Origin of the sequence: Deinococcus gobiensis I-0 (assembly GCF_000252445.1) — a bacterium.
Taxonomy (GTDB): Bacteria; Deinococcota; Deinococci; order Deinococcales; family Deinococcaceae; genus Deinococcus; species Deinococcus gobiensis.
In genome coordinates this window covers 2,317,533-2,343,114 of sequence record NC_017790.1, presented here as the reverse complement: position 1 = coordinate 2,343,114, position 25,582 = coordinate 2,317,533, and the positions used below count along the sequence as shown (strand labels likewise).

25 protein-coding genes are annotated in these 25,582 nt (G+C 72.5%); 14 read left to right on the top strand and 11 right to left on the bottom strand.

The window, feature by feature from the left end; all coding sequences use genetic code 11:
• Positions 1-72: 72 nt before the first annotated feature.
• Positions 73-687 carry a site-2 protease family protein gene (locus DGO_RS11100; RefSeq protein WP_014685614.1) on the top strand — a complete coding sequence of 205 codons (615 nt, stop codon included), beginning with the start codon at positions 73-75 and terminating at the stop codon, positions 685-687.
• Between the two features lie 233 nt (positions 688-920).
• Positions 921-2,567, top strand: a complete 1,647-nt coding sequence (locus DGO_RS11095; protein WP_014685613.1) for a CTP synthase — start codon at positions 921-923, stop codon at positions 2,565-2,567.
• Positions 2,568-2,733: 166 nt separating this feature from the next.
• On the opposite strand, the gene coaE is transcribed toward DGO_RS11095, so the two are convergent.
• A complete protein-coding gene (gene coaE, locus DGO_RS11090; RefSeq protein WP_043802121.1) occupies positions 2,734-3,363 on the bottom strand; it encodes a dephospho-CoA kinase in 630 nt (209 codons plus the stop codon).
• 218 nt (positions 3,364-3,581) lie between these two features.
• Here coaE and DGO_RS11085 point away from each other — a divergent pair, with 218 nt between their 5' ends.
• Both DGO_RS11085 and sodA read left to right on the top strand, forming a co-directional pair.
• Complete coding sequence (locus tag DGO_RS11085) at positions 3,582-4,799, top strand: tetratricopeptide repeat protein (RefSeq protein WP_043802118.1); 1,218 nt, start codon at positions 3,582-3,584, stop codon at positions 4,797-4,799.
• 183 nt (positions 4,800-4,982) lie between these two features.
• Positions 4,983-5,612: a superoxide dismutase [Mn] gene (gene sodA / locus DGO_RS11080; RefSeq protein ID WP_014685610.1), complete on the top strand. Its 630-nt coding sequence runs from the start codon at positions 4,983-4,985 to the stop codon at positions 5,610-5,612.
• Between the two features lie 60 nt (positions 5,613-5,672).
• Here sodA and DGO_RS11075 read toward each other — a convergent pair whose 3' ends face one another.
• The 3 genes from DGO_RS11075 to DGO_RS11065 all read right to left on the bottom strand — a co-directional run bounded on the left by DGO_RS11075 (position 5,673) and on the right by DGO_RS11065 (position 8,737).
• Complete coding sequence (locus DGO_RS11075; RefSeq protein ID WP_014685609.1) at positions 5,673-7,166, bottom strand: tripartite tricarboxylate transporter permease; 1,494 nt, start codon at positions 7,164-7,166, stop codon at positions 5,673-5,675.
• Positions 7,166-7,681 carry a tripartite tricarboxylate transporter TctB family protein gene (locus DGO_RS11070; protein WP_050920789.1) on the bottom strand — a complete coding sequence of 172 codons (516 nt, stop codon included), beginning with the start codon at positions 7,679-7,681 and terminating at the stop codon, positions 7,166-7,168. The genes DGO_RS11075 and DGO_RS11070 overlap by 1 nt, the downstream gene beginning before the upstream one ends.
• A 108-nt stretch (positions 7,682-7,789) precedes the next feature.
• The gene (locus DGO_RS11065; RefSeq protein ID WP_050920788.1) at positions 7,790-8,737 is read right to left on the bottom strand and encodes a Bug family tripartite tricarboxylate transporter substrate binding protein; all 948 of its coding nucleotides are present in this window, start codon (positions 8,735-8,737) and stop codon (positions 7,790-7,792) included.
• A 230-nt stretch (positions 8,738-8,967) separates the two neighbouring features.
• On the opposite strand from DGO_RS11065, the gene DGO_RS11060 reads away from it, so the two are divergent.
• From DGO_RS11060 to alr, 3 genes are read left to right on the top strand one after another with little or no spacing between them, the layout of a single operon-like run.
• Positions 8,968-10,596, top strand: a complete 1,629-nt coding sequence (locus DGO_RS11060; RefSeq protein WP_083847279.1) for an ATP-binding protein — start codon at positions 8,968-8,970, stop codon at positions 10,594-10,596.
• Positions 10,593-11,291, top strand: coding sequence for a response regulator (locus tag DGO_RS11055; protein ID WP_145975309.1), 699 nt, complete (start codon positions 10,593-10,595; stop codon positions 11,289-11,291). Before DGO_RS11060 ends, DGO_RS11055 begins: the two co-directional genes overlap by 4 nt.
• Before the next feature lie 50 nt (positions 11,292-11,341).
• Complete coding sequence (gene alr, locus DGO_RS11050; RefSeq protein ID WP_014685603.1) at positions 11,342-12,415, top strand: alanine racemase; 1,074 nt, start codon at positions 11,342-11,344, stop codon at positions 12,413-12,415.
• 18 nt (positions 12,416-12,433) lie between these two features.
• Here the strand turns inward: alr and fni are convergent, their stop codons facing one another.
• Genes fni through recF form a run of 3 tightly spaced genes read right to left on the bottom strand, consistent with a single transcriptional unit; the run spans position 12,434 to position 15,446 of the window.
• Positions 12,434-13,465: a type 2 isopentenyl-diphosphate Delta-isomerase gene (fni, locus tag DGO_RS11045; protein ID WP_043802116.1), complete on the bottom strand. Its 1,032-nt coding sequence runs from the start codon at positions 13,463-13,465 to the stop codon at positions 12,434-12,436.
• Entirely contained in the window at positions 13,462-14,379 is a 918-nt protein-coding gene (locus DGO_RS11040) for a DciA family protein (RefSeq protein WP_043802115.1), read from the bottom strand. The genes fni and DGO_RS11040 overlap by 4 nt, the downstream gene beginning before the upstream one ends.
• A complete protein-coding gene (gene recF / locus DGO_RS11035; RefSeq protein WP_043802112.1) occupies positions 14,376-15,446 on the bottom strand; it encodes a DNA replication/repair protein RecF in 1,071 nt (356 codons plus the stop codon). Before recF ends, DGO_RS11040 begins: the two co-directional genes overlap by 4 nt.
• Before the next feature lie 71 nt (positions 15,447-15,517).
• Between recF and DGO_RS11030 the strand changes: the two genes are divergently transcribed.
• Positions 15,518-16,357 (top strand): N-formylglutamate amidohydrolase, encoded by an 840-nt coding sequence (locus DGO_RS11030; RefSeq protein ID WP_050920908.1) that lies wholly within the window; start codon positions 15,518-15,520, stop codon positions 16,355-16,357.
• Between the two features lie 10 nt (positions 16,358-16,367).
• On the opposite strand, the gene DGO_RS11025 is transcribed toward DGO_RS11030, so the two are convergent.
• Positions 16,368-17,357: a polyprenyl synthetase family protein gene (locus tag DGO_RS11025; RefSeq protein ID WP_014685598.1), complete on the bottom strand. Its 990-nt coding sequence runs from the start codon at positions 17,355-17,357 to the stop codon at positions 16,368-16,370.
• 99 nt (positions 17,358-17,456) lie between these two features.
• Here DGO_RS11025 and DGO_RS11020 point away from each other — a divergent pair, with 99 nt between their 5' ends.
• The 5 genes from DGO_RS11020 to DGO_RS11000 all read left to right on the top strand — a co-directional run bounded on the left by DGO_RS11020 (position 17,457) and on the right by DGO_RS11000 (position 21,831).
• Entirely contained in the window at positions 17,457-18,224 is a 768-nt protein-coding gene (locus tag DGO_RS11020; RefSeq protein ID WP_014685597.1) for a TVP38/TMEM64 family protein, read from the top strand.
• Between the two features lie 243 nt (positions 18,225-18,467).
• Positions 18,468-19,472 carry a phosphoribosylformylglycinamidine cyclo-ligase gene (purM, locus tag DGO_RS11015; RefSeq protein WP_420810577.1) on the top strand — a complete coding sequence of 335 codons (1,005 nt, stop codon included), beginning with the start codon at positions 18,468-18,470 and terminating at the stop codon, positions 19,470-19,472.
• Positions 19,469-20,182 (top strand): histidine phosphatase family protein, encoded by a 714-nt coding sequence (locus DGO_RS11010; protein ID WP_014685595.1) that lies wholly within the window; start codon positions 19,469-19,471, stop codon positions 20,180-20,182. Before purM ends, DGO_RS11010 begins: the two co-directional genes overlap by 4 nt.
• Positions 20,183-20,302: 120 nt before the next feature.
• Positions 20,303-21,304, top strand: coding sequence for a methylmalonyl Co-A mutase-associated GTPase MeaB (gene meaB / locus DGO_RS11005; RefSeq protein WP_083847277.1), 1,002 nt, complete (start codon positions 20,303-20,305; stop codon positions 21,302-21,304).
• The gene (locus tag DGO_RS11000; protein WP_050920787.1) at positions 21,301-21,831 is read left to right on the top strand and encodes an isoprenylcysteine carboxyl methyltransferase family protein; all 531 of its coding nucleotides are present in this window, start codon (positions 21,301-21,303) and stop codon (positions 21,829-21,831) included. The genes meaB and DGO_RS11000 overlap by 4 nt, the downstream gene beginning before the upstream one ends.
• 205 nt (positions 21,832-22,036) lie before the next feature.
• On the opposite strand, the gene DGO_RS10995 is transcribed toward DGO_RS11000, so the two are convergent.
• Entirely contained in the window at positions 22,037-22,528 is a 492-nt protein-coding gene (locus tag DGO_RS10995) for a hypothetical protein (RefSeq protein ID WP_043803721.1), read from the bottom strand.
• A gap of 92 nt (positions 22,529-22,620) precedes the next feature.
• Between DGO_RS10995 and DGO_RS10990 the strand changes: the two genes are divergently transcribed.
• Positions 22,621-23,811: an MFS transporter gene (locus DGO_RS10990; protein WP_014685591.1), complete on the top strand. Its 1,191-nt coding sequence runs from the start codon at positions 22,621-22,623 to the stop codon at positions 23,809-23,811.
• 81 nt (positions 23,812-23,892) lie between these two features.
• Here DGO_RS10990 and DGO_RS10985 read toward each other — a convergent pair whose 3' ends face one another.
• Entirely contained in the window at positions 23,893-24,435 is a 543-nt protein-coding gene (locus tag DGO_RS10985; RefSeq protein ID WP_226991351.1) for a VIT1/CCC1 transporter family protein, read from the bottom strand.
• Positions 24,436-24,466: 31 nt separating this feature from the next.
• A complete protein-coding gene (locus DGO_RS10980; RefSeq protein WP_014685590.1) occupies positions 24,467-25,519 on the bottom strand; it encodes an LLM class flavin-dependent oxidoreductase in 1,053 nt (350 codons plus the stop codon).
• Positions 25,520-25,582: the final 63 nt, after the last annotated feature.

The following is a 25,582-nucleotide window of genomic DNA, read 5'->3' as shown; positions in this document are numbered from 1 at the left end:
CGAAGCCGCAAGGAAGCCGCAACGGGTCGCGGGCCAGACGTCTAATCCCGGCCCTCATAGAATGGGAGGTGTATGGGTCTTCTTAGCCTCCTGACGAGCAATCCCACTGCCTTCGTGATCATCGCGCTGGCGCTGGTGCTGTCGCTCGCCGTTCACGAATTCGCCCATGCCTTCGTGGCCGACCGGCTGGGCGACCCCACGCCCCGGCGGTACGGGCGCGTGACCCTCAACCCCCTCAAGCACCTCGACCCCTTCGGGACGCTGCTGCTGCTGCTCGCGGGGTTCGGCTTCGCCAAGCCGGTGCCTATCAACCCGAACAACCTCGGGCGCTGGGGCACGTTGTGGGTCGCGGCGGCCGGGCCGATCAGCAACATCCTGATCGCACTGCTGGCCGCCGGGCTGCTCGCCGTGCTGCCGCCGACCGACCTGGGCTTCCAGGTCTTGCTCTATGTCCTGAGCATCAACATCGTGCTGGCGGTGTTCAACCTCATCCCCATCCCGCTGCTCGACGGCAGCCGCATCCTCGGCGCGCTCGTGCCCTCGCTGGGGCGCAGCCTCGCGCAGTTCGAGGCGATGCCCTTCTCGTTCCTGATCGTGATGGCCTTCATCTTCCTGGCGCAGGAGCCGATCGGGGTTCTCATCGGCAACGTCCGCAGTTTCGTGCTGGGGCTGGTGGGGTTCCGGTAAGTAGCCGGCGGGTGTAGAGCAGGGCGACCCTGGTCAACACCCCGACCAACGGGAGAAGCCGTAAGGGGCTGGCGGGGGAGATGGAGGGCACGAGCGCGCCGAGGATGCCCGGCACTGTCCCCGGGAGCCACTTAGTCCCGCCCGAAAACTGCTATCCTGAAATCCCGGAGGCCGAAGCGCCCCGGTTTTTCTTTTTGGCCCCCAGGTGCGGGGCCGGCGCTTTTCGGATGGACATGAAATACATCTTCGTAACGGGCGGCGTGGTGAGCAGCCTCGGCAAGGGCGTGGCGAGCGCCAGCCTCGGGGCGCTGCTGCGCGCGCGCGGCTACCGCGTGACGGCCGTCAAGATCGACCCCTACATCAACATCGACGCGGGCACCATGCGGCCCTACGAACACGGCGAGGTCTTCGTGACCGCCTCGGGCGCCGAGACCGACCTCGACATCGGCAACTACGAGCGCTTCCTCGACCTCGACGTGCCGCCAGGCAGCAACATCACGACCGGGCAGGTCTACCAGGAGGTCATCCGCAAGGAGCGCGCCGGGGACTACCTCTCGCAGACCGTGCAGGTCATTCCGCACGTCACCGACGAGATCAAGCGCCGCGTGCGCGTGGCGGGCGAGTCGGCGGGGGCCGAGGTCGTGCTGATCGAGGTGGGCGGTACGGTGGGCGACATCGAGTCGCTCCCCTTCCTGGAGGCCATCCGGCAGTTCCGCTTCGACGAGGGCGACGAGAACGTGCTGTACCTGCACCTCACCCTCGTGCCGTACCTGGGCACCAGCAACGAGTTCAAGACCAAGCCCACCCAGCACTCGGTCGCGGCGCTGCGCTCCTACGGCATCAGCCCCGACATCGTGATGGTGCGCAGCAAGGAAAAGCTGCCCCCCGAGATCACCCGCAAGATCGCGGCCTTCACCAGCGTGCGCGAGAACCGGGTGTTCAGCAGCTACGACGTGGCGCACGTCTACGAGGTGCCGCTGGCGCTCGAGGAACAGGGCCTGGGCAAGGCGGTCGAGGACCTGCTGGGCCTGGAGCGCATCCACCCCAACCTGGGCGTATGGCAGAACGCCGTAAAGACCATCAAGCGCCCCGGGCGCGAGGTGACCATCGCCATCGCGGGCAAGTACACGGCGATGCCCGACGCGTACCTCTCGATGCTCGAATCGCTGACGCACGCCGGGGTCGCCAACGACGCCCGCGTGAACGTCAAGTGGGTCAACGCCGAGGAGCTGACCGAGGGTGACCTCGAAGCCCAGTTCGGGGACGTGGGCGGCATTCTGGTGCCGGGCGGCTTCGGGGTGCGCGGCATCGAGGGCAAGATCCGGGCGGCCGAGTACGCCCGCACGCGCGGCGTGCCGTACCTGGGCATCTGCCTGGGCATGCAGATCGCCGTGATCGAGTACGCCCGGCATGTGGCGGGCCTGGAGGGCGCCAACTCGACCGAGTTCGACGAGTACGCGCGCCACAAGGTCGTGGGCCTGATGCCCGAGCAACTGGATGTCGAGGGCCTGGGCGGCACCATGCGCCTGGGCGACTGGCCCATGCAGCTCGCCGCCGGGACCACCATCGCCGAGCTGTACGGCGTGCCCGCCGGGGGCACGGTCCGCGAGCGCCACCGCCACCGCTTCGAGGTCAACCCCGAGTACGTGCCCCGCCTTCAGGACGCGGGCCTGACGGTCAGCGGCGTGACCCCCGGCATGAACGGGCGCGGCGCGGGCCTTGTCGAGAGCGTCGAGATTCCGGGCCACCCCTTCTTCGTGGCTTTGCAGGCGCACCCCGAGTTCAAGAGCCGCCCCATGCGTCCCAGTCCCCCCTTCGCCGGCTTCGTGGCGGCGTCGCTGAAGCGCCAGGAGCAGGGGCAGGAGCCGGCGAAGGCCTGAGTACAGCCTTCGGAGGGACCAGGGGTCACCTGTGGTCCCTCCGAATCGAGCGGAGCGAGCGCCTGAGAAGGACGGCGGCCAGAAAAGGAGTTGAGGGGCGTGCGGTTGGCCCCTCGATAGAACTGAAAACCGCTGTGAGTAGGGTATCGGGGGGCGGCCTGCCCCTCTAGGTCGGGGCGAGACCCAGTTCGCGCAGCGCCGCGCCGAGTTGCGCCTCCAGCGCCGCGAGGTCGCCGCCGTTGTCCAGGGTCAGGGTGGCGCGGCGGCGCTTCTCGTCGGCGGGCATCTGCCGGGCGTCGCGGGCCAGCACGTCCTCCCGGCTCAGTCCACTGCGGGCCATGACGCGGGCCACGCGCGTCTCCAGGGGGGCGTCGATGAGCAGCACCGCGTCCATGCTCTTGTCCAGCCCGCCCTCGAACAGCAGCGGCACGTCCTGCACGACCCAGGCCTCACCCCGCGCGGCGGCCTCCGCCTCCAGCGCCGACATGCGGGTCCGCACGCGCGGGTGGGTGATGGCGTTCAGGCGCGCGAGTTGCGCCGCGTCTCCGAACACCCGGGCCGCCAGCGCCGCGCGGTCCAGCGCCCCGCCCCGGACCACGCCGGGAAAGGCGGCCTCCAGTTCGGCCAGGGTCTCCGGCTCGGCCGTGACCAGCCGGGCCTGCTCGTCGGCGTCCAGGACGGTCAGGCCGCGCGCGCGCAGCAACGCCGCCGCCGTGCTCTTGCCCGCGCCGATGCTGCCGGTCAGGCCCAACCGCTGCGGATGGGGCCGCCGGGGAGTGGGGGGGGGTGGGGTCATGGCCCCCACTGTAGGGGCTCCGGGTGCCGCTCCGCCCGTCAGAGGACCGTCACCCCGCGCTGTCAGGCTGCCCGGGCCGGGTTCTCACGGGGACTTCACCCCCTGTCTGCCGCCCCGGCCATAGGCTGGGCACGGTATCATCGCCGGGTATGTTGCCCAAGGCCGGAGAGGCGCGGCGGCTCCACCGGCCCGCGCGCTCCAGGTACGGAGGTTTTTGAGTGAATGCACGACTGACCCTTGCCCTGCTGTGCGCGGCTGCCCTGAGCGGTGCCCTGGCCCAGACGGCACCGACCACCCCCGCACCGACCACCGTACCGACGACGCCCGCACCCACCGTGCCGGCAGCCGCTCCGGCGACGGCGACGCCGGCCACCCCTTCGGCCGTGCCCGTCACCCGCCCCCCGGCCGCCAACTACGTCATCGTCGGCAACGTGTACTACGAGCAGGGTAAATTCGATCAGGCCTACGTGGCCTTCCGCGCCGCCGCCGAACTCGACCCCCGCAGCGGGGCCGCCCTGCTGGGACTGGGACGCTCGCAGGTCAAGCTGCGGCTCTATGGCCCGGCCATCGAGACGCTGCGCCAGCTCGTGCAGGCCGACCCGCAGGGCATCAGCGGCTACATCGCCCTGTCGCAGGCCTACCAGCAGCAGTACGGCGGCAGCGGCGACCGCGCGGCGGTGTCGGGCAACCTGGCGGCGGCCCTGGGCGTCTTGCAGAGCGCCGAGGGCGTCGTGACCGCCCAGGGCGGCGACAGCAGGAACCTGAACCTCAGCAAGGTGCTCAACGAGCGCGGCAACGTGTACCGCCTCCAGGGCGACGCGGCGCGCGCCATCGACGCCTTCAAGCAGGCCAGCACCCTGAACCCCGACAACAGCCTGATCCTGTTCAACCTGGGCGACATGTACTTCGCGACCGGCAACCTGCCGCAGGCCATCAGCAGCCTGCAACAGGCGGTCATCACCGACCCGCGCGATCCGTACAACCGCGCCTACTACGCCAAGCTGCTCGCCCTGAGCGGCAACGTGACGGCCGCCAAGCCCGAGGCCGCCCAGGCCGCCCGACTCGCGCCGACCAACGCCTATGCCGTGGGCCAGTACGGCGTGGTCAGCTACCTCGCCAAGGACGCCACGACCGCCCGCGCGCAGCTCACGCAGGCCGTGACCCTCGACCCGCTGCGCTACCCCGAGTTCTACTACTACCTCGGGCGCCTGAGCCTCGACGGCGGCGACCTGCGCGCGGCCCGCGAGAACCTGACCAAGGCGGCGGCCCTCGACAGCACCGCGCCCGAGTACGCCTACTACCTGGGCGTCTCCTACGAGCGCAGCGCCGGCCTGATCGCCCCGGACAACCTCAAGGCCCGCGAGAACTACGAGCGCGCCCTGAAGCTCAACCCCGGCTACCGCGCGGCGCAGGACGCCCTGGGCCGCCTGAAGTAACACCCGTTTTCCACACGCGCCTCCCCGGCCGGGGAGGTGTTCTGCTGCCGGGAACTTTTCTCAAGCTCCGCTAAAGCCCGTCCGAGCCTGACGGTCACATGAAGGGCGCGTAAGATGAGCGGCGGAACGAGGTGGGCCGCCGGGTCTTCCCGCCCGGCGGCCCACCCACACAAAGGAGCACCTATGCCTTACGAACTGCCCAGCCTGCCCTACGCCTACGACGCCCTGGAACCCCACATCGACACCCGCACGATGGAGATCCACCACACCAAGCACCACCAGGCCTACATCGACAACGCGAACAAGGCGCTGGCGGGCACCGAGTTCGACGGCGTGCCGGTCGAGGAACTCATCCAGAAGCTCGACAGCCTGCCCGCCGACAAGAAGGGCGTGCTGCGCAACAACGCGGGCGGCCACGCCAACCACAGCCTGTTCTGGACCGTCCTGGGCACGAGCAAGGGCGAGAGCAACGCGCCGAGCGGCGCGCTGGCCGACGCCATCGTCGAGGCCTTCGGGTCCTTCGACGCCTTCAAGGAAAAGTTCGAGGACGCCGCCAAGACCCGCTTCGGCAGCGGCTGGGCGTGGCTGGTCGTCAAGGACGGCAAGCTGGCCGTCGTGAGCACCGCCAACCAGGACAGCCCGCTGATGGGCGAGGGCGTGGCCGGCGTGAGCGGCACCCCGATCCTGGGCGTGGACGTGTGGGAGCACGCCTACTACCTCAACTACCAGAACAAGCGCCCCGACTACCTCAAGGCGTTCTGGAACGTCGTGAACTGGGACGAAGTGTCCCGCCGCTACAGCGAAGCGCAGTAAGCCGAGCACCACGAAAAAGCCCCCGACCGTCACTGGTCGGGGGCTTTTTCGTGGCCGGGTTCAGGCGGCGACGGTCTTGCGGGCCCGCATCCGCAGGATGGGCGGCAGCACGAGCGCGACGAGCACGATCAGCAGAATGAAGGCGGTCAGCGGCTGGCGCACGAAGATGCTCGCGTCGCCGTTGCTCTGCTGCATGGCCGTGCGGAAGAACGACTCGGCCGTCGGCCCGAGCACCACGCCGATGATGGCGGGCGTGACCGGGAAGTCGAAGCGGCGCATGCCGTAGCCGATCAATCCGAAGATGGCCAGCAGCACGAGGTCGAACACGCTGTTGTTCAGGCTGTATACGCCGACCGTACTGAACACCAGAATCCCGGCGTACAGGAAGGGGCGCGGAATCAGGAGCAGCCGGGCCCACACGGGCGCGAGCGGCAGGTTCAGGAGCAGCAGCATGACGTTGCCGATGTACAGCGAGGCGATCAGGCCCCACACGAGGTCGCCGTTCGTGATGAACAGCAGCGGTCCCGGTTGCAGGCCGTACTGCTGGAAGGCCGCGAGCAGGATGGCGGCCGTGGCGCTCGTGGGCAGACCCAGCGTGAGCAGCGGCACGAGCACGCCCGCCGCCGAGGCGTTGTTGGCGGCCTCGGGCCCGGCGACGCCCTCGATGGCGCCCTTGCCGAACTCCTCGGGGTGCTTGCTGAGTTTCTTCTCCAGGGTGTAGCTCAGGAAGGTCGGAATCTCGGCGCCGCCCGCCGGAATGGCCCCGAAGGGAAAGCCCAGCGCCGTGCCGCGCAGCCAGGGCTTCCAGCTGCGGCGCCAGTCCTCGCGGTTCATGGCCGCGCCGCCTTCGAGCTTGATCACGTCTTGGCTCTTGCGGTAGCGGCTGGCGACGTACAGCGTCTCCCCGATGGCGAACAGGCCGATGACCACCGTGATGAAGTCGATGCCGTCGAGCAGTTCGGGGCGGCCCAGCGCGAAGCGCGACTGCCCGCTCTGGAGATCGGTGCCGACCAGGCCGATGGCGAGGCCGAAGAACAGGCTGACCAGCCCGCGCAGGGGGCTGCCGCCGAAGGTCGCGCTGATGGTCACGAAGGCCAGCATGATCAGGGCGAACTTGGCCGAGGGCGGAATCTGCACGGCGATGTCGGCGATCGCGGGCGCGAAGAAGGTCAGCAGGACGGTGCCGATGGTCCCGGCGATGAAGCTGCCGATGGCGGCGGTCGCCAGGGCGGCGGCGGCGCGCCCCCGGCGGGCCATCTTGTTGCCTTCCAGCGCCGTGATGATGCTGCTCGACTCGCCGGGCGTGTTCAGCAGGATACTGGTGGTCGAACCGCCGAACATGCCGCCGTAGTAGATGCCCGCGAACATGATGAAGGCGCTGACCGGGGGCAGCTTGGCCGTGACCGGCAGCAGCAGGGCGACGGTGAGCGCCGGCCCGATGCCCGGCAGCACGCCGACCAGGGTGCCCAGCGTCACGCCGATGAGGGCCCACAGCAGGTTCAGGGGACTCAGGGCCGTCTCGAAGCCCGCGAACAGGGAAGTCAGGGCGTCCATTACAGGATTCCTCTCAGGATGCCGGCCGGCAGGTTCAGGTCCAGGCCACGCGTGAACAGCAGGTAGGTGACGAGCGCCACGACGAGCGCCACGAAGGCCATCAGGCCGTAGCGCCGCTCCCCGAAGGCGTAGGCCACGCTGAAGTACATGATGGCCGTGCCCAGCACGAAGCCCAGCGGTTGCAGCACCAGCGTGCCCAGCAGGAAACCGCCCAGGATGATCGCGGGGTTGGCGAGGCTGACCGGCGCGTCGGGGTCGGTGTCCTCCTCGGCGCCGGGTTCGGCGCGGTCGCCGCGCAGCGCCCCGACGAGCAGCAGCGCCCCGAACAGCAGCGTGCCGATGCTCACGATGAGCGGAAAGACGCGCGGCCCCACGACCGCGTTGATGCCGAAGGGAATCTGCGACGTTCCGTACAGCAGCCCCGCACCCAGCAGCAGGATGCCCAGCGCCACCAGCAGGTCCGGCAGGCTCACGCCGCGCCGCTGCGGCGGTGAAGAAAGGTGAGGTTCAGTCATATGCGCTCCTTGAGCCCGTACTCAGACATGCGTCAGGTTGAAATGAAGCGGGGGGCGGGGTGCCGCATACCGGACGACCCCGCCCCCCGACGCCTGAGCTTCAGCGGCTCACTTCACCAGGCCGATTTCCTGGAGGATGCCCTTGGCGCGGTTGGCCTCGGTCTTCAGGAAGATGTCGTACTTGCTGCCGCTCATGTACAGGTCGGTCCAGCCGCGCGTCTTGAGGGTGTCCTGCCACTCCTTGCTGGCGTGCATCTTGTCGAGCGCGCCGACGAGCTTGGCCTTGTCGGCCGCGCTCACGCCGGGGGGGGCCACGATGCCGCGCCAGTTGGCGAGTTCCACGGCGTAGCCCTGCTCCTTGAAGGTCTGGGCGTCGATGCCGGGCTGGCGCTTGGGCGCGCTGATGCCGATGGCGCGCAGGCGCCCGGCCTTGATCTGGGCCTCGAACTCGCCGTAGCCCGCCACCGCGCCGGCCACCTGGTTGCCCAGCACGGCCGCCAGGGTCTCGCCGCCGCCCGAGAAGGGCACGTAGTTCATCTTCTTGGGGTCCACGCCGGCCGACTTGGCGAGCAGGCCCACCAGCATGTGGTCGGTGCCGCCGGCGCTGCCGCCCGCGACCGCCAGGCCGTTGTTGGCCTTCCAGGCGGCGGCGAAGTCCTTCATGCTCTTGTAGGGGCTGTTGGCCGGCACGACGAGCACCTCGTACTCGCCGGTCAGGCGGGCCAGGGGGGTCACGCGGCTCAGGTCCACCTTGCTGGAGTTGGTCAGGATCGCGCCGACCATCACGAGGCCCATGGTCATCATCTGGTTGCCGTCGCCCTTGCTGTTGTACAGCTGGGCCAGGCCGATGGTGCCGCCGGCGCCGGACACGTTGAACACCTGCACCGGCTTGGCGAGGTTCTGGTTCTGCATGACGGTCTGGATGGCGCGGCTGGTCTGGTCCCAGCCGCCGCCGGGGCTGGCGGGGGCCATGATACGGACGTTGTTCAGGGTCTGGGCGCTGGCGAGGGGCGCGGCGCTCACGGCCAGGGCAGCCAACAGGGCGGCTTTGTTCATAGGTCCTCCGGGTGCAGGCCACGGCTGGCCGCACAGGTCTGGGTGTTGTGTAACGCTTCTCAATCTAGCCTTCATCCTGGGGGTACGCAAGTCTTTTTGTACGTCCAGCACGCTTTTTTTGTGGGATTAATGCACAACCGTGAACGCAATGTACGCAAGTGGCGGCGCCCGGGCCGGGCTGCGAAAAGGGCCGGGCGGGCCAGATGTACTAGAGTGCGGATCGAATCGTCATGGCTGCCTTCCTCCGCCCGCTTCCGGCGCGTCTCGCCCTGGGCCACCGCCTGCTCGGTGGTCCGGGGGTAGGCTTGCAGGGCCGGCTGGTGCGGCTGCACCTGCTGGTGCTGTGTGCCATGACCGCGCTGCTGGTGCTCGTGCAGACGGTGCAGGCCTACGGACAGGCCCGGCAGCGCCTGGGCGAGCGGGCCCTGACCACCTCGCGCCTCGTGTCGCAGCTGCCCCTCGTGTACCGGGGCGCCGAGTCGGGAGGGCCGAATCCGGTGCTGAACACCCTGGTCAACGGCCTGCTCGACGAGAGCGGCGCCGACTTCATCGTGGTGGGCAACCGTCTGGGCCTGCGGCTCTCGCACCCGTTGCCCGAGCGCCTGGGGCAGCCGATGGAGGGCGGCGACAACGCTCAGCCGCTCTCGGGGCAGGAGGTGGTCAGCGTGGCGCGCGGCTCGCTGGGCCTGAGTGTGCGCGGCAAGGTGCCGGTGTGGGCCGGGGGGCAGCCCGGCACGCGGGTGGTCGGGGTGGTGAGTACCGGCTACCTCATGCCGCAGGCCTGGAACCTGGTGGGATCGGCGCTGCTGAGCCTCGCGCCGTGGTTCCTGCTGGCGCTGGCGCTGGGCACGGCGGGGGCGAGCTGGGCGGCGCGGCGGCTGCGCGCCGAGATCCTGAACCTGGAGCCCGAACAGATCGCCGCGCTGGTGCGCCAGCAGCGCGCCGTGCTGGCCGCGCTGCGTGAGGGCGTGATCGCCGTGAGTGCGCCGGGCGTCGTGACCCTGATCAGCGACCGCGCCGCCGAGATGCTGGGCAGCCGCCAGACGCCCGCCCTGCTCGCGGGCGTGTGGCCCGAACTGGCCCTGTTGCCGGGGCAGGGCCGCCAGCAGAACCTGGAAGTGGACCTGCGCGGCCAGCCGGTGCTCGTGAACATCGAGCCGCTGGAGGGTGGGGGCTTCGTCGCGGGCTTCCGCGACCGGGCCGAGGCGCTGGCGCTCGCCGAGGAACTCACGCACGCGCGCGGCTTCGTGGACGTGCTGCGCGCCCAGACCCACGAGTACCAGAACCGCCTGCACGTCCTGTCGGGCCTGCTGCAACTGGGCCGCTCGGAGGAGGCGCTGGGGGTCCTGAATGCCGAGATCCACTCGGACGCGCAGTTCCGCCAGCTCCTGCGCGACGTGCAGGTGCCCCGGCTGGTCGCGCTGCTGGCCGGCAAGCGCGAGCGCGCCCAGGAACTCGGCATCGAGTTTCAGGTGGCCGAGGGCAGCAGCCTCTCGCCGGTGTGGGAGCGCCATGCCGACACCCTCGTCACGGCGGTCGGCAACCTCACCGAGAACGCCTTCGAGGCGCTGGGCGGGCAGCCGGGGCAGGTCACGGTCCTCATCGGCGAGGACCCCGAGGGCATGCAGGTCGAGGTCGAGGACTCGGGGCCCGGCGTGCGCCCGGAGGTGGCGGCGCGGCTGTTCACGCGCGGGGCGAGCAGCAAGGGCGAGGGCCGGGGGTACGGACTGGCCGGGGTCATGGCGCGCATTCAGGTGCTGGGCGGCGACGTGCGGCACACCCGGCGCGGGGGCCTCACGGTCTTTCAGGTCAGCCTGCCGGTGCCGGGGCGGGCCGTGTCCGGCCGGGGGGCGGCGTGAGCACGGCGCGCGTGCGGGTGCTGCTCGTCGAGGACGACGTGCGGGTGGCGCGCATCAACCGCGACCTGCTGGAGCGCGACCCCGACGTGCATGTGGTCGGCAGCGCCGCGAGCTGCGCGCAGGGCGACGCGCTGGCGCAGGCGCTCTCGCCCGACCTGATCCTGCTCGACGTGCATCTGCCCGACGGCAGCGGCCTGGGGCTGCTGCGCCACTGGCGCGCGCAGGGCCGCACGACCGACGTGGCCCTCATCACCGCCGCCGACGACGAGCCGAGCATCCGCCTCGCGCTGGCGCATGGGGCCTTCGACTATCTCATCAAGCCCTTCACGGGGGCGCGGCTGGCCGAGCTGCTGGCCCGGCACCGCGCCCGGCGGCCGTCCGGCGCGGGGTCCGGCGCGCCGGGGCGGCACGACCAGGCCAGCCTCGACCGCCTGCTGGGGGTCAGCGGCGCGGCGGCCCCCGCCCTGCCGCGCGGCATCGACCCCCATACCCTCGAACGGGTGGAGGCCGCCCTCGCCGAACGCGGCCAGCCCGCCAGCGCCGAGGAGATCGGGGAGGCGGTGGGCCTGAGCCGCGTGACCGCGTGGCGCTACCTCGAACATCTGGTGCGCGCCGGGCAGGCCGAACTCGACCACCAGTACGGGCTGGCGGGGCGGCCTGCCAAGCTCTACCGGGCGCGGCCAGGCGAGGTCTGAGGACAGACAGGGCGAGGGCGCCTGCCGGGCGCGGGCCTATCCTGGGCACCATGCTGGCCCGCGCCGTCGCCCACCTCTCCGAAGCCGCCCTGAACGCCAACCTGCGCGCCCTGTCGCGCCGCGCCGGGGCCGCGCTGCTGCTGCCGGTCAAGGCCGAGGCCTACGGGCACGGGCTGGACCTGGTGGCCCGCGTGGCGGCCCGGCACCCGGACGTGTGGGGGCTGGCGGTGGCGACCCCCATCGAGGCCGAACGCCTCGCGCGGCTGGACCTGGGCCGCCCGGTCGTGCTTCTCAGCCCCGCCGCCCCCGAGGAGGTCGGGCCGCTGGCCGACCTGGGGGTGCGGTTGCCGGTCGCCTCGCTGGCCGAGGCCGGGGCGCTGCCCCCCCACGCCCGCGCGCACCTGAAGGTGGACACCGGCATGAACCGCCTGGGCGCGCGCCCCGAGGAGGCCGTCGCGGTGGGCCGCCTGCTGGCCGAGCGCGGGCTGCTGGAAGGGGCCTACACCCACTTCGCGATTGCTGACGAGCCGGACCTGAGCTATGCCCGCGAGCAGTTCGCCCGCTTTCAGGCCGTGCTGGCCGAGCTGCCGCCGCTGTTGGCCCACGCAGCGAACGGCGGCGGCGTCCTGAGCTTCGGGGCGCTGCCGGGCATGGCGCTGGCGCGGCCGGGGCTGGCGGCCTACGGGTTCGCGCCGCCGCACCTGCGCGCGGCGGCCGGGCTGCGGCCCGTCCAGACCCTGCGCGCCCGTGTCAACCAGCGCCACACCGTCCGGGCGGGCGAGGGAGTCAGCTACGGGGCGCTGTGGCGGGCCCCGCAGGACACCGAGGTCGCCGTGGTCGGCATGGGCTACGCCGACGGCTATCCGCGCAACGCGACCCTCAAGGCCAGCGTCCTGATCGGCGGCGAGCGGCGGCCGGTGCTGGGCCGCATCTGCATGGACCAGATGATGGTGGACGTGACGGGCCTGGACGTAGGGCCGGGCGACTGGGCCGAGCTGTGGGGCGACGGCGACATCACCGTGAGCGAGGTGGCCGCCTGGGGCGACACCATCGAATACGAGGTGCTGACCGGCCTGGGCGCGCGCGTCGAGCGCCGGATGGGGGAGGAGGGGGCGGAAGGCTAAGGTTTTCCGTTCGTCACGCTACGGCTGGCTGCCCCGGACTTCCTCCACGCCGCCGTAGCCCCCGACGAACAGGGCCACGCGCAGCTCCCGCACGAAGTTCTCCAGCCACGCCTCGGCGGCCTCGCTGCTCTCCAGGGCGGGCTCCAGCAGGGGGCGGGCCACCGCGACCACCTGGGCACCCAGCGCCAGCGCGCGCGCGGCGTCCAGGCCGGTGCGGATACCGCCCGAGGCGATCAGGGGCACGTGCGGCGCGGCCTGCCGGGCGTCCCGCAGGGCCTGGGCGGTGGGCACGCCGAGGTCGCACAGGTCCGGGCTGAGCACCTCGCCCCGGTGGACGAGCTGCTCGACGCGCGCCCAGCTCGTGCCGCCGGCCCCGGCCACGTCGTAGGCGGCGAAGCCCGCGCCCGCCACCGCGCGCAGGGTCGCGGCGTCCAGGCCGTGCCCGACCTCCTTGAGGACCGCCGGAAAGTCCAGCGCCGGCACCACCTCGGCCAGCCGCGCCGCGAGGCCCGCCCAGCGCGTGTCGCCGCCGGGTTGCAGGGCCTCCTGCAGCGGATTGACATGGATCGCCAGGGCGTCGGCCCCGATCTCGCGCACCGCCCGCGTCGCCTCGGCGGGGCCGTAGCCCAGCCCGAACTGCGCCGCGCCCAGGTTCCCCACGAGCAGGATGTCGGGGGCCACGTCCCGCACGGCGAAGGTGGCCCGGGCTTCCGGGCGCTCCAGCATCACGCGCTGCGAGCCGAGCATCATCCCCAGCCCGAGGCGCCCCGCCGCGCGCGCGAGGTTGAAGTTGATGCGCCCGGCGCGCTCGGCCCCGCCCGTCATCGCGCCGACCAGGACCGGGGCGCTCAGGCGGCGGCCCAGGAAGGTCGTGGAGAGGTCCACGGCGTCCAGGTCGCGCTCCGGCAGTGCCCGGTAGGGCCAGGGCACCGTCTCCAGGCCGGTGCGGAGCGTCTGGTACTGGCTGCGCGGGTCGAGGCAGGCGTCGAGGTGACGCAGCTTGCGCTCGGCGATGTCGTGTGGGGTGGGCGCGGCCGGGGAACGGGTCATGGCTGCCCCGCCGCGAGCACCTGGCGCACCCGCTCGGGCAGCGCGGCGTGGTCGGCGCGGCGCAGGTCGCCCCTGGCCTTGCCCAGCTTGAGCATCAGGTAGGTCTCGGCCTGGGCGCGCAGGAAGCTCAGGTAGTTGTTCTCGCCGCCGCTGCGCACGCACTCCAGGGCCAGCAGCCCGAGCTGGTCGTCCAGCAGTTCCAGCGCGAGGTGGCGCGCCGCGAGCCGTCCGCTGCCGCCCAGGGTCGTCTCCAGGGCGTCCAGGCGTTCGGGCGTGCGGGCCACCACCCGCGCGGCGCGGCGCACGTTGGGGTCTTCCAGCGTCAGGGCGCAGGCGCGGCAGGGCGGCGCCTCGGGCGGCGGGGCCTCACCGGGCAGGCGGGTGGGCGCGGGGCAACGCTCGCCGCACACCGGGCACGGTCGCCAGCCCTGCTCCTCGCGCCAGCGCCGCGCGCGGGTCACGGCCTCGGCGGCGCGCAGGGCGGCCTGCCTCAGCTCGGGGTCGGCCACCTCCTGCACGAGCTGCCGGGCGCGCGCGCGGTCGGGGGCGGGCAGCGGCGCGGCGCGCGGCGTGTTTTCGGGGGCGCGCACCGTGCCCACGCTGAAGCGCAGCTCGCGCACGGCGTCCTCGGGTCGGCCGTTCCCCTCGGCCAGCATCGCGTTCAGCCGCTTGAGAAAATGGTGGCGCTGCATGGTGAGGTGGTGCGCGGTCGTCGAGTCGCGCACCTCGACGTACAGGGTGCCGCCCTGCTGCGAGCGGGGCCGGGTCATGCGCGCGATCTCGGGGCCGACCGCCTGCGGCCACAGCAGCAGCGCCCGCGCCCGTCCCACCCCGCGCGCCAGCTTGGCGGTGCCCAGCGTCGCGCCCATGAGTTCCGAGAGCCCGCGCGGCCCGCCCAGGCGCCGCCGGGTCATACGCCCACCTCGGCCATGTCCAGCTCGGGGGTAAAGCGCCCGGCGTGGGCCCGCAGGGTCAGGGCCGCGCCGGGGGCGCGCTCGGTGCCGGTCACGATGGCCTGCGGCACGCTCGCGGCGAGGTCGAGCAGGAAGGAGCGCCGCCCCGGATCGAGTTCGGCCGTGAAGTCGTCGATGAGCAGCACCGGGCGCTCGCCGAACTTCTCGGCCAGCAGCTCCAGCTCGGCGCGGCGCAGTGCCAGGGCCACCGTGCGGCCTTCTCCCCGGCTGGCGTACTCGTTCGCCGGAAAGTCGCCCAGGGTCAGCAGCAGGTCGTCGCGGTGCGGGCCGGTCACGGTGGCCCCGCGCGCCAGCTCCTCGGCGCGGCGGGCGGCGAGGTCGTGGGCGTAGGTCTCGGGGGTGGTGGACTCGGTCAGCTCCAGGCGCAGGGTCTTGCGGCTGCCCAGGGCGGCGTTGGCCTCGCGACTCAGGTCGTCCAGGCGGGTCAGGGCGCGGCGGCGAAACAGCATGATCTCGGTGCCCAGTTTGACCAGCGCCTCATCCCAGACGTGCATGGCCCAGTCCTCGCCGGCGCGCAGGGCCGCGTTGCGCTGCGACACGGTGCGGTCGTAGCGCGAGAGCTGCTCGGCGTAGCGCGCGCTCAGGCGCGAGAGCAGGGCGTCGAGGTAGCCCCGGCGCCCCGAGGGCGAGCCGAACACCAGTTCGCTGTCCTCGGGGCGAATCCATACGGCGCTGCCGCGCGGCAGGTCGCCGGTCCGGACCCGCACGCCGTCCACCTTCAGTTGCCGCCTTCCCCGCCCCAGCCCGACCTCCTGGATGCTCAGGCTGCCGCCCTGGTGCAGGTCGGCGCGCACGTAGGCCTCCTTCTCGCCCGACTGCACGAGCTGTTCCAGGCGCGTCACGTCGCTCAGGCCGGTCAGGGCGAGGTAGGCGGCTTCCAGCAGGTTGGTCTTGCCCGCGCCGTTCTCGCCGAACACACCGGTCACGCCGGCCGGAAATTCCAGCGTGTCCGGCGCGAGGTTCCGGTAGTTCAGGGTAGACAGGCCCGAGAGCAGCACGCCCCCGATTGTATGTCGCCCCAGGCAGCGGGACTGTGGCCGGGATGAAGACGCTCCGGGGCTCCGATATGCTGCCCCGCATGACCGCCCCCAGCGTCAGCTCCAGCGCCGACCCCTCCGGCGCCACGCTCTCCAGCGCCCGCGACGCCCTGCTCGTGCTGGCGCCGCATCCCTCCGGACAGGTGCCGGCCGACGTGCTGCGCGACATGCTGGGCGACGACGTGTTCGACGCCCGCAAGCGCGAGGAGTTCCTGCGCCGGGTATTTTTCGAGGGCGATCCCTACACCGAGCTGATCTACGCCGTGCCGGGCGCGCGCTTTTTGCAGGCCCCCTGGAGCCGCTTCGCCGCCGACCTGAACCGCGAGCGGGACGACACGGACGACAACGGCGTGCTCAAGGTCATGGATTTCGGCCGCAACCCGCTGTACCCGGCGGGCTTCACCCTGACCCCCGAGCTGCGCGAGGCGCGGCTGCGGCGCATCTGGGACGCCTTCGACGCCCAGGTGCGCGCCGAGCTGAAGGGCGCGCGCCTGATGATCGTGGGCCACAGCATGGCCGAGCGCGGCCCCGCGCTGGGGCCCGACACCGGCACCCCCCGCCCCGCCCTGACGCTCATGCTGGGCACCGAGGCCACGCCGACCTTTCCGCGCGAGAAGTGGGCCGCGCTGCGCGACGCCTGCGAGGCCGCCTTCGCTCCGGTGCTGGGCGGCACGTACCGCCGCGTGGCGGTGGGCGACCCCTGGACGACCGACACCCTCAGCGCGGCGCACCACGCCCGCACCGGTATTCCGGCCTTCGGGCTGGAGGTGAACGTGGCGCTGTATTACGCCGAGTGGTCGGTGCTGCGCGAGGGGGCCCTCCAGGAACTGAACGCCTGCTTCGCGCGCTTCGCCGACGCGGCGCTCGACCTGGTGAAGTAAAGCCCGTTTCTCAGGCCTCGCGGGTCGCCAGTTCGCGCACGCGGCCCAGCAGGGCGCGGGCGGCCTCGCGTTCCGGAGCGGCCCCGAGTACGTCGCCCAGCAGCTTCAGGCCCGTCTCGGCCTGGGCCTGGGCGGCGCGCTGGGCATAGTCCACGCTGCCGCTCTCCAGCAGCCAGCCGTGAATCTGCGCGACGACCTCCGGGTCCTTGTCGGGGCGTTCCCGGCGCATCTGGTCCAGAAAGACCGCGATCTGGTCCTCGGGGGCCTGGCCCAGCCAGTGCAGCACGATGAGGGTGCGCTTGCCCTCCAGCAGGTCCCCGGCGATCTCCTTGCCGTACTTGGCGGCGTCGCCCGCGAGGTTGAGCACGTCGTCGCGGATCTGGAAGGCGGTGCCCAGCGCCAGCCCGGCGGGGGTCAGCGTCTCGGGCGGCTGCGCCCCGGCCACCAGCGCCCCCAGCCGCAGCGGCACGATCACCGTGTAGTACGCGGTCTTCAGGCCGACCATCTGGAGGTAGTCGTGTTCGGTCAGGCCCCACTCGCGCCCGGCCACCCAGGCGAGGTCGAGGTGCTGGCCCTCGGCGGTGCGGTGGACCATCGCCAGGAATTCCTCGTGGGCCCCGGGCACCCCCGCGCGGGCCACCGCCGCCCACATGTAGGCGTGCAGGGCGTCCCCGGCGTTGATCGCCAGGGCGACGCCGTGCAGGCGGTGCAGGGCCGGCCGGCCCCGGCGCTCTTCCGAATCGTCCTCGATGTCGTCGTGGATCAGCACCCAGTTCTGGAACAGCTCGACCCCGGCGGCCAGCCACAGGGCACTCTCCCACTGCGGGGTGCCCTCGCGCACGCCGTAGGCCCGCGCGCCCGCGAGCAGCAGTTCCGAGCGCAGGCCCTTGCCGCCGCGCCGGGGGTAGTCGCGCAGCATCTCGTAGAAACGGGCCAGCTCCGGGTGGGGGCCGGCCTCCGGCAGCAGCGACAGCACGCGTTCAAGCAGTTCGGGGCGCATCGCCGGGCAGTCTACGCTGGGGGGGGCGGCGGGGGTGGGGCGAAACCTCCATCTTCAGGGGGACGCAACTCACGCGCCGCTTCCCTAGACTGTGGGCGCATGTCTGCTGCCGCTTCCTCGCCGCCCCGGTATCTGCGCTGGCTGATCTTCGGGGTCGTCGCCGGCCTGTTCGCCCTGCTCGGGCTGCTGCCGGACGTGCGCGAGTTCCTGGTGCGCGCCTACCACGCCCTGACCTCCAGCGACCCGGCGGTCACGCGCGCCTTCGTCGAGACGCTGGGCTGGGCGGGGCCGCTGGCCCTGATCGCGGGCTTCGTGCTTCAGGCGGTCGTGCCGGTGCTGCCCTCGCTGGTCATGACGGCCGTCACCGCGCGCGCCTACGGACCGGTCGAGGGCTTTTTCATCGTGTATGCGGGCACGCTGCTGGGCGCGGCGGCAGGCTACTGGCTGGGGCGCACGGTGGGCGACTCGCTCGTGCGGCTGCTGGCCGGCGAGAAGGCGCGGCGCACCGCCTACGACTTCGCCCAGAAATACGGGGTCCAGGGCGTGCTGATGGTCCGGCTGATGCCCATCTTGAGCGCCGACGCCATGAACCTCGTGGCGGGGACCGTCCGCATCCCTTTCCGGGCTTTCGTGCTCGCCAACGCGGCGGGGGCGCTGCCGGTCACGGCCCTCGTCGTGTGGCTCAGCAACTCGGCGCAGCGCATGGTCTGGGGACTGGGGCTGCTGTCGCTGGCGGTGGGCCTGTTCGCGCTGTGGCGCTGGTGGTCGGCGCGGCGCAGGGCCGAGGTGGGGACCGGGACCGCGCCTATGGCCGAGGCGGGCGCCGCCGGCCCCGTGCCCGCGCCGCCGCCCCCGGCCGGCGAGTAGGGGCCAGCCCGGACGGGCAGGCTGGACGGCGGGCCGCACCCCCCGCACCGCCCGGGCTACACTGCCCGCCAGAGTCTGCCCACAGTGGGCGCAGGAGGAACAGGGCACATGACGGACAGCAAGTCAGGCGCGGGCGCGGCCCCGGCAGAGGTGCGCGGCACCCGGGACGCGGGAACCCGGCAGGAGGCCGCCTACCGGCGCGCCGGGGTGGACATCGACGCGGGGCACCGCGCCGTCGCGCTCATGAAGGGCGCGGTCGCCCGCACGCATACCCCGCAGGTGCTGGGGGGGCTCGGGGGCTTCGGCGGCCTGTTCCGGCCCGAGTTCGCGGGCATGACCGAGCCGGTGCTCGTCGCCTCGACCGACGGGGTGGGCACCAAGACCAAGGTCGCGGTGCGCACCGGGCGCTATGGGGGCCTGGGGGCCGACATCGTGAACCACTGCGTGAACGACATCCTGGTGCAGGGGGCCCGGCCGCTGTTCTTCCTCGACTATGTGGCGATGGGCCGGCTCTCGCCCGAAAAGGTCGCCGAGATCGTGACCGGCGCCGCCGGGGCCTGCGAGGCGCTGGGCGTGGCCCTGCTGGGCGGCGAGACCGCCGAGATGCCCGGCGTGTACGTCGAGGGCGAGCTGGACATCGTGGGGACCATCGTGGGCGTCGTGGACCGCCCGCGCCTCATCGACGGCCGGCGCATCGAACCCGGCGACGTGGTGGTGGCCCTGCCCAGCAGTGGCCTGCACACCAACGGCTTCTCGCTGGCACGGCTGGCCCTCGACGACCTTGACTGGGAAGAAGCGCGTGCGGACCTGGGCGGGCAGACTCTCGCCGAGGTGCTGCCGGTACCCCACCGCAGCTACCTGCCCGCCTTCGCGGCGCTGGAGGCGGCCGGGGTGGACGTGCGCGGCATGGCCCACATCACCGGGGGCGGCCTGGTGGACAACCCGCCGCGCGTATTCCCCGGGGGCGTGGGCATGCGCATCGACACCGCCTCGTGGACCGTGCCGCCCGTGTTCGAGCTCATCGTGGCGCGCTCGGGCGCCGAGCGGCACGAGGCCTTCCGGGCGCTGAACATGGGTGTGGGCTTCCTGTTCATCCTGCCGGCCGCGCAGCGTGAGGCGGCCCTGGCCGCCCTGCGCGCCGCCGGCGAGTCGCCCTGGGTGATCGGCGAGATGATCCGGGGCGAGGGCGTGAGTTTCGGCGGCCCGCAGCCCACTGGCCCGCACCACGGAGCCGGGGAGAGTTCTTGAGTCGCCGCCTGGCGCCGATGGGCTTTACCCCGCCCGACCGCGCCACGGCCACCGAACTGTGGGTGGTGCGTCACGGCGAGAGCACCTGGAACATCGAGGGCCGTTACCAGGGCCAGACCGACGTGCCGCTCTCGCACGTCGGGGTGCTTCAGGCGGCCAGCCTCGCCGGTCGTCTGACGGGCCTGAACTTCGCCGCCGTGTATTCCAGCGATCTCCAGCGCGCCGTGCAGACCGCCCAGGCCGTGACCGAGCGCCTCAGCGGCCCGCCCCAGCTCATCCTCGAACCCGAGCTGCGCGAGATCGACGTGGGCGAGCTGTCGGGACTGGTCTATGCCGACATCCGCGAGCGGCACGCGCAGTACCTCAGCGACCTCGCCGCCGACCCCTGGCGGACCCGGCGTCCCGGCGGCGAGAGCATGCAGGACCTCTCGGTGCGCAGCGGGGCGGCCCTGCGGGCGATCTGCGCGCGCCACCCCGGCGAGCGGGTGCTCGTCTTCACGCATGGCGGCGTGGTGCGTGTGGCGGTCGGGCTGGCGCTGGGCGGCGTCCCCGAGGGGGCCTGGGCACGCCTGAGCGTGACGAACACCAGCATCACCCGTGTGTTGCTCGACGCGAGCCGGGGCACGCTGCTGGGCTTCAACGACGACGCCCACCTCGAGGACCTGACCCACGCCACCGAGGCCGACGACGTGCTGGGCCAGGCCCCCTGACCGGCCGGGGGCAGGGGGCGATTCTTCCGGCCGGACGGCGGGCGCGCACGCCCGGGACAAATGCTCTAGGCTGGCCCTCGCCATGAGACCCTGCCCGCGCCCGCGAGGGGAGCCGACGCCGTGACGGGCACCCCGCCTGCCCCGGCCCCGGCCCAGCCTGCCCCCCTGTCCCTGCTGGACCGCTACCTCGCGGGCGACCTGCGCGCCCTGGCCCGGGCCGTGACCCTGGCCGAGGCGGGCGAGGACGCGGCCCGGCCCCTGCTGCGCGCCGCGCACGCCCGCGCCGCCGCGCCGGAGACGCGCGCCGTGGTGCTGGGCGTGACCGGCAGCCCCGGCAGCGGCAAGAGCACCCTGGTCGACGCGTTGATCGCCGAACTGCGCGCGCGCGGCGAGCGGGTGGCGGTGCTGGCGGTGGACCCGAGCAGCCCGTACTCGGGTGGGGCCATCCTGGGCGACCGTATCCGGATGCTGCGCCATCATGCCGACGCGGGCGTGTTCGTGCGCTCGCTCGCCAGCCGGGGCGCGCTGGGCGGTCTCTCGGCGCGTACCCTGGGCGTGCTGGCGCTGCTGGAGGGCGCGGGCTTCGGCTGGGTGATCCTGGAGACGGTGGGCGTCGGGCAGTCCGAGGTGGACGTGGCTGCCGCCTGCGACCATACCCTGCTCGTGGTGACCCCGGCGGGCGGTGACGGCGTGCAGGCCTTCAAGGCGGGCATCATGGAAACAGCGGACGTGATCGCGGTGAACAAGAGTGATCTTCCCGGAGCCGACCGCACCGTGCGGGAACTGATGGCCGCGCAGGGTCTGGGCGCGCACGGCCCGGACACGTGGCTGGCCCCGGTGCGCCGCACGGTGGCGGGCCGCACGGGCGGCGGGGTGGGCGGCGAGCCCCAGGGCATTCCCGAACTGATCGCGGCCGTGGAGGCCCACCGCACCTGGCTGGGCGAGGCCGGCCTGGACGCTCGGCGCGAGGCCCGCGCCGAGTTCGAGGTGAGGACGCTGGTCCAGGCCCGGCTGCTGCGCCGCGCCCAGGCGGCGGGCGGCGAGCTGTATGCCCGCGTGGCGCGCGGCGAGCTGGATGCCGACGCGGCGGCCGACACCCTGCTGGCCGGGGGCGCGGCGTGAGTGGCTGGTCTGCCCGGCGCGCCGCCCCCTGGCTGGTGCTGTCCATCGCCGTTCAGCGCGTGCTGGAGCTGCGCGTGGCCCGCGCCAACGAACGCTGGGCGCGCGAGCAGGGCGCGGTCGAGTATGGCCGCGAGCACTACTCGCTGTTCTTCGTGCTGCATCCCGCCTGGATGCTGAGCCTCCTGTTGGAAGGCCGGGCGTCGCGGGGCCGCGTGAACCTGCCTGCCCTGCTGCTGTTCGTGCTGGCGCAGCCGCTGCGGTACTGGGTCATCCGGACGCTGGGGCGTTACTGGAACACCCGCATCCTGATCGTGCCGGGGGGGCAGCGGGTCACGGGCGGGCCCTTCCGCTGGCTGCCTCATCCCAACTACGCCGTCGTGGCGCTGGAGCTCGCCTCGGCCCCGCTGGCGGTGGGGGCGTGGCGCACGGCCCTGGCCTTCACGCTGCTCAATGCCGCGCTGCTGCTGCTCATCCGCATTCCGGCCGAGGAACGGGCGCTGAAGGAGTACGCCGCCCGCCAGCCCTAGCGCAGCAGCGGGGGTCCGGGTCACGGCCTCCGGGGTGGCAGTGGGCGAACACCGCGCCATGGAGCGGAGTGCCCGCTGCTGTCCCCCGGTGGCGGGGCGATTAGGCGTGTTCCGGCGACGTGCCGGGCATGAGGGCCGGCCCAGTGGTGCCCACTGAAAAGTCTGCCGGACCGTTCACGCCCGGTGGCCCCGGTCTGCGCCGTGTTCAGCTCGCAGCGGACCAGCGGTCCGGGGTGCGGCGCTCGAAGAGCAGGCCCCAGGGGGCGTCGGCGAGTTGCAGGGCGGCGCGGACCCGTATCCCCACTTGCCCCAGCAGGTGCCGGCCGCCCAGCGAGGTGCGCTCGACGGCGGCCGCCACCACCTCGACACACAGGCCCTGTGCGCGCGCGGCCAGGGCGGCGCTGCGCTCGGCCTCGCCCTGCCGCAGCTGAGGGGTCAGGATCAGGGCCAGCGCGCCCGGCTCGCCCGTCCAGGGGCCGTCCAGCACCGGCACGCCGCGCGCCCGCGCCACGGCCCACGCCAGCTCCTGCGCGCCGGGTACGGCCACGACCACCTCGAACTCGGGCAGCCGCGCCGCGAAGACGCTGCCCACTTCCTGCCACTCCTGCGCGCTCATGTGGCCCAGCAACCGCTCGACCGCCGCCTCGGAGGGAAGCTGCGCGGCGATGGCGGCGCGGAAGGCAGAAGTGGGGGTCATTTGGTACAGCATAGGGAAAAGTCCCGCATGGCGGGCCAAAAATGCGCTTGAGTTCTTCTTGGGATTGCCGCGACGGGCGTAAGGTGGGGCCTATGCGCTCACCTTCCTCACCGGCCCTGCCCGGCGCCGCGCGGCCGTCGGTGGCCGGTCCGGCCGTCGCCATCGCGGTCGCGGTCACGGCCGGACACTTCATCAACGACGCCTACAGCGCCATGCTCACGCCCCTGACCCCGGCCCTCCAGGCCAAGTACGGCGTGACCATCGCGGCCGTGACGCTCCTTTCCAGCGTCTACAGCCTCACGAGCAGCGTGCTCCAGCCCCTGCTGGGCATCCTGGGCGAGCGGATCGACCGCCGTTACGCCGCCGCCCTCGGCCCACTCATGACCGGCGTCGGCCTGACCCTGATGGGCTTCGTGCCCTGGTTCGGGGCGCTCGTCCTGCTCGTGGCGGTCGCGGGCTTCGGCAGCGGTTTCTTTCATCCGGCGGGGGCGGCCTACGTCGCGCAGCACAGCCCGGCCGACAAGCGCGGACTGTGGGCCAGTCTGTTCAGTGCGGGCGGTACGGCGGGCATGGCCCTGGGGCCGGTGTTCGCGGGCGTGGGCCTCACCCACCTGCCCTGGTTCGCCCTGATCGGCGTGGTGATCGCCGCACTGACTTTCGCCGTCACCCCCAGCGGCACCCAGAAGGCGCGGCGGGTGGGGCTGGCCGAGTACGCGGGCATCTTCCGGGGACCGCTGGTGTGGCTGTGGGGTATGGCGGTGCTGCGCTCGCTGGCCAGCATGGGCTACAACGCCATGCTGCCCTTCATGCTGCTCGCCAGGGGCTTCGGGGCGCGCGAGGTCGCCGTGACCCTGGCCGTGTTCGCGGTCGCCAGCGCTGCCGGGGGCATCCTGGGGGGCCGCCTGAGCGACCGCTACGGCCGCACGCCCGTACTGCGCGCCGCCATCCTCGCGTCGGTGCCGTTTTTCGCCCTGCTGATCCTGAGCAGCCCGGCCAACTGGTGGTTCTACCCGCTGACCTTCCTGGTCGGAGCGGCCGTGAACGCCAGCATCCCGGTCGGTGTGGTCACGGCGCAGGAGTACGCGCCGGGGCACGTCGCGGTCGCCAGTTCGATCATGATGGGCTTCTCGTGGGGCTTCGCGGGGATGCTGGTGTTCCTGGTGGGCGCGCTGGCCGACGCGACCAGCCCGACCACGGCGGCGCTCGTCAGCCTGTCGCTGCTGCTGCCCAGCGCCTGGATCGCCTCGCGCCTGCCCGAGCCGGAAAAGGTGGCGTTCCGGTAGCGACCGGGAGGCGCACGGGACAAGACCGGCGGTGCCGGTGGCAAGGAGAGGAGGGTGGGCTGACCGGCCCACCCTTTGCGTTTACCCGGCCGAGCCGAGGCGGCCGAGCCAGACGCCGACGGCGAAGACGACGGCGCCGCCGACGATGACCTGAAGGATGGTCTGGGGCAGGGGGCTGCGCATGTACTTCCAGCGGATCAGGGCGATGAGCAGCAGCTCGACGACGACGACCGCGTAGGCCAGCGTGAGGGCCGTACGCAGGTCCGGAATGAGGAAGGGGAGGGTGTGGAGCATGCCGCCCAGGACGGTGGCGAGGCCGGTGATGACGCCGCGGGCGAGGGGAGCGCCGCGTCCCGACACCACGCCGTCGTCGCTGAGGGCCTCGGCGAGGCCCATGCTGATGCCGGCGCCGACGCTGGCGGCGAGGCCGACGAAAAAGGCGTCGATGGGTTTGCCGGTCAGGCCCGCCACCGCGAAGATGGGGGCGAGGGTGCTGACCGACCCGTCCATGAGCCCCAGCAGCGCGGGCTGCACCTTCTGGAGCACGAACGTGTGGTCCTGCCCGGCCGGGGCCACCTCGGGAGCTTGCGGCATGGGGCGGACGGTGGGGACAAGCTCGGGCATGCCCCCAGTCTACTCTTAATAGGAATAATTCTCAATAAGCGATGGCCGGTTCAGCCTGGGTTTCGGCGGCGCGCATGGCCTCCATGATCAGGCGGTAGCCCTCGGCGCGGGCGGCGGGGTCGGGCATCATCGCGCCCAGCATGAGTTCGTCGGCGGCCGTGTCGCGCGCGAGCTGGCGCAGTCGCCGCACCACCGTCTCCGGGTCGCCCACGATGGCCCGCGCCCGCGCCGCCTCGGCCACGGCGCGCTCCTGCGGGGTGTAGGGATACGCCCGGGCCTCCTCGACGGTCGGGAAGGGTGCGGTCTCGCCCCGGCGCAGGCGCAGGAACATCAGGCCCAGGGGGAGGCTCAGCTCCTCGGCTTCTTCCTGCGTGGCCGCGCAGATCACGCTCGCGGCGACCAGCACGCGCGGCTGCGCGAAAGCCTCCGACGGCACGAAGGCGCGGCGGTAGGCGTCGGCGGCGGCGCGCGCCAGCGCCGTGTCGGGGTTGATGTGCCACGCGAAGGCCAGCCCCGCGCCCGCCTCGGCCGCCACATGCGCGCCGTGGCCGCTGCTGCTCAGAATCCACAGGGGCGGGAACAGGCCCTCGCCGGCGGGCGAGGCGACCGTGCCCGCGTAGGGGTGCCCGGCCGGGAATTCGCCCGTGCCGAAGGCGATTAGGTCACCGAGCTGGCGCTCGAAGGGTTCTTCGTAGTTTCCCACGCCGCGCAGCGCGCTCGCCGTGCGGCCGTCGGTGCCGGGCGCGCGGCCCAGGCCCAGGTCCACGCGGTCGGGGGCCAGCGCCGAGAGGAGGCGGTAGCCCTCCGCGACGGCCAGCGGCGCATGGTTGGGCAGCATCACGCCGCCCGACCCGAGCCGGATGCGCGAGGTGACCTGCGAGGCCGCCGCGAGCACTGCCAGCGGCACGCTGCTCGCCAGCGAGGCCATGTTGTGGTGCTCGGCCACCCAGTAACGTCCGTACCCCAGGCTCTCGGCGGTCTGGACGAGGTGCAGGGCGTCCCTGACTCCCTGCGCCGCGTCCGAGCCGAGAGGCACGGGGACGAGATCGAGCACCGACAGGGGCAGGGCGGGAGAAGTGGTCATGCCTCCATTGTGCTCCGGAACCTCATTTTCCAAAGCACAACAGATGACAAAGTGTGGAAAAGG

Bases quoted from the DNA above. Each gene is read 5' to 3' on its own strand.
- DGO_RS11100 (WP_014685614.1), top strand. From the start codon at position 73: ATGGGTCTTCTTAGCCTCCTGACGAGCAATCCCACTGCCTTCGTGATC.
- DGO_RS11095 (WP_014685613.1), top strand. From the start codon at position 921: ATGAAATACATCTTCGTAACGGGCGGCGTGGTGAGCAGCCTCGGCAAG.
- coaE (WP_043802121.1), bottom strand. From the start codon at position 3,363: ATGACCCCACCCCCCCCCACTCCCCGGCGGCCCCATCCGCAGCGGTTG.
- sodA (WP_014685610.1), top strand. From the start codon at position 4,983: ATGCCTTACGAACTGCCCAGCCTGCCCTACGCCTACGACGCCCTGGAA.
- DGO_RS11075 (WP_014685609.1), bottom strand. From the start codon at position 7,166: ATGGACGCCCTGACTTCCCTGTTCGCGGGCTTCGAGACGGCCCTGAGT.
- DGO_RS11070 (WP_050920789.1), bottom strand. From the start codon at position 7,681: ATGACTGAACCTCACCTTTCTTCACCGCCGCAGCGGCGCGGCGTGAGC.
- DGO_RS11065 (WP_050920788.1), bottom strand. From the start codon at position 8,737: ATGAACAAAGCCGCCCTGTTGGCTGCCCTGGCCGTGAGCGCCGCGCCC.
- DGO_RS11060 (WP_083847279.1), top strand. From the start codon at position 8,968: ATGGCTGCCTTCCTCCGCCCGCTTCCGGCGCGTCTCGCCCTGGGCCAC.
- alr (WP_014685603.1), top strand. From the start codon at position 11,342: ATGCTGGCCCGCGCCGTCGCCCACCTCTCCGAAGCCGCCCTGAACGCC.
- fni (WP_043802116.1), bottom strand. From the start codon at position 13,465: ATGACCCGTTCCCCGGCCGCGCCCACCCCACACGACATCGCCGAGCGC.
- DGO_RS11040 (WP_043802115.1), bottom strand. From the start codon at position 14,379: ATGACCCGGCGGCGCCTGGGCGGGCCGCGCGGGCTCTCGGAACTCATG.
- DGO_RS11030 (WP_050920908.1), top strand. From the start codon at position 15,518: ATGACCGCCCCCAGCGTCAGCTCCAGCGCCGACCCCTCCGGCGCCACG.
- DGO_RS11025 (WP_014685598.1), bottom strand. From the start codon at position 17,357: ATGCGCCCCGAACTGCTTGAACGCGTGCTGTCGCTGCTGCCGGAGGCC.
- DGO_RS11020 (WP_014685597.1), top strand. From the start codon at position 17,457: ATGTCTGCTGCCGCTTCCTCGCCGCCCCGGTATCTGCGCTGGCTGATC.
- purM (WP_420810577.1), top strand. From the start codon at position 18,468: ATGAAGGGCGCGGTCGCCCGCACGCATACCCCGCAGGTGCTGGGGGGG.
- DGO_RS10995 (WP_043803721.1), bottom strand. From the start codon at position 22,528: ATGACCCCCACTTCTGCCTTCCGCGCCGCCATCGCCGCGCAGCTTCCC.
- DGO_RS10990 (WP_014685591.1), top strand. From the start codon at position 22,621: ATGCGCTCACCTTCCTCACCGGCCCTGCCCGGCGCCGCGCGGCCGTCG.
- DGO_RS10985 (WP_226991351.1), bottom strand. From the start codon at position 24,435: ATGCCCGAGCTTGTCCCCACCGTCCGCCCCATGCCGCAAGCTCCCGAG.
- DGO_RS10980 (WP_014685590.1), bottom strand. From the start codon at position 25,519: ATGACCACTTCTCCCGCCCTGCCCCTGTCGGTGCTCGATCTCGTCCCC.